Source organism: Streptomyces sp. NPDC005070 (assembly GCF_053600395.1).
Map to the genome: position 1 here is coordinate 1 of NZ_JBSFZS010000491.1, position 1,511 is coordinate 1,511.

Annotated in this window: 1 protein-coding gene and 1 pseudogene; both read left to right on the forward strand. The window is 71.9% G+C overall.

Translation table 11 applies throughout. The annotated features are described in order from the left end of the window. Positions 1–64: 64 nt before the first annotated feature. A pseudogene (locus ACWEBX_RS40505) lies at positions 65–148 on the forward strand (hypothetical protein); the annotation flags it as partial. 132 nt (positions 149–280) lie between these two features. Continuing rightward, the coding region (locus tag ACWEBX_RS40510) for a hypothetical protein (RefSeq protein ID WP_451889692.1) at positions 281–1,511 on the forward strand (1,231 nt) is incomplete at its 3' end.

The window sequence follows — 1,511 nt, forward strand, 5'->3', positions numbered from 1 at the left end:
GGCGCTGCTGGGGCCGGACCCGGAACGCCGCGCCGAGCTCCCGCTCTCCGAGCGGGCGACAGCCGTGCTCGCCCTAGCCGCCGGTCATGCCCGGAACCTGGGCGCTAAGCGCGTCCGCCCGCTGCACGTCCTTGGCGCTTTGGCGCTGGACGGCCGGGGCATCGGTGCCCAGATCCTGACTGCACTCGGCGCGGACCACGATGAGATCCTGGTCCGCGTTCGAATGCACACCGCCTCCACCCCGCAAGTTCCGACGCCGTCGCCATCTTCGGCTGGGTGCGTGATCGGTGGGCTGCCGACGCTGAGCGATTTCACCGCACCGGCTCGCCGGAGCGTCGCCCGGGCGGTGGACTGGGCCGCAGCCTCGCCGGGCGGTCTACTGGACCCGGCGCTGCTGCTCCGTGCGATCGCCGCGGAGGGCTGGGACCAGACCCGCCACCTGGCCGCCGAAACCGCCGCCCCGCTGGGCATGCCTCTCGCCAGCGCTCCGCGCCGCCCAGAGCGCGCCCTGTCGGACACGGATGCGCCCGACCCTGACAACGCTGGCCACCTCGCCCCACAGATAGGCGCAGCCCCCCTCCGCGTCATGTCCACCCCGGCCGTACGCCGGGTGCTGGCGGCGGCCTCCCAGGACGCGGCGACGCGTGGCCGTCCGGGGACGGACCTGGACGACGTCGTCCAGGCGATCCTCCGGGACAGTGACTTTGCCGCGAATCCCGGTACGCGCCCGGCTCCGGCAGCCGAGGAGGCCAGGGCCAAGCCGACACCCGACGCCGGGGCGAGGGGCGTCCTGGACTCCGCCCGGGCGGCCGCCGAAGCCGGCGACCAGCCCTACATCGGTCCCGAACACATCCAGACGGCTCTGGACCAGACCGATGACCTGCTCTTCCATAGCCAGACCCCTACGGCCGCTCCTGCAGCAGATACGGGGCCGCAGCCTTGCGTCCCGCTGCCACTGACTCCGAGGGCCGACCAGGTGCTGGAGTCCGCCGCCGCCCTGGCGTGCGCCGCTGGCCACACCGAATACACTGCCGATGATCTGACACAGGCTCTCTTCCAGGTCGCACCGAGCCCGAACTCCCGCTCCACACCGACCGGTTCCGGGGCCGGGACACCGATCGCGCACGACGCGGCAGGCGAGGAAGCGGCGGACCGTGAGGCATCGAAGCAGCCCGGCGGACAGTCGTTCCAACCGGAGTTGATCCGGCACCTGGACCGCGCCCTGACCGCGATCGACCGCGAGACGACCCGTCTGCTGGCTCGGGGCCACTCCACCGACGGGGACGAGACCGAATACCGGCGGCGCTTGGAGGGGGTACTCGACGAGCAGGGCGAGCACCTCGAAATCCTGCGCCTCCTCCACCGGCACGCCCCCCGTCGCTACGTGGACCGGCTGATCGAGGTACTGCTCGCCATAGCCCGACGGCGTCGGCTGACCGTTGTCCACCATCAGGGTGACGGGCAGATTGGTGCTGCTGATCGTGCTGTCCGTGTCGCTCTTGACCGAAATG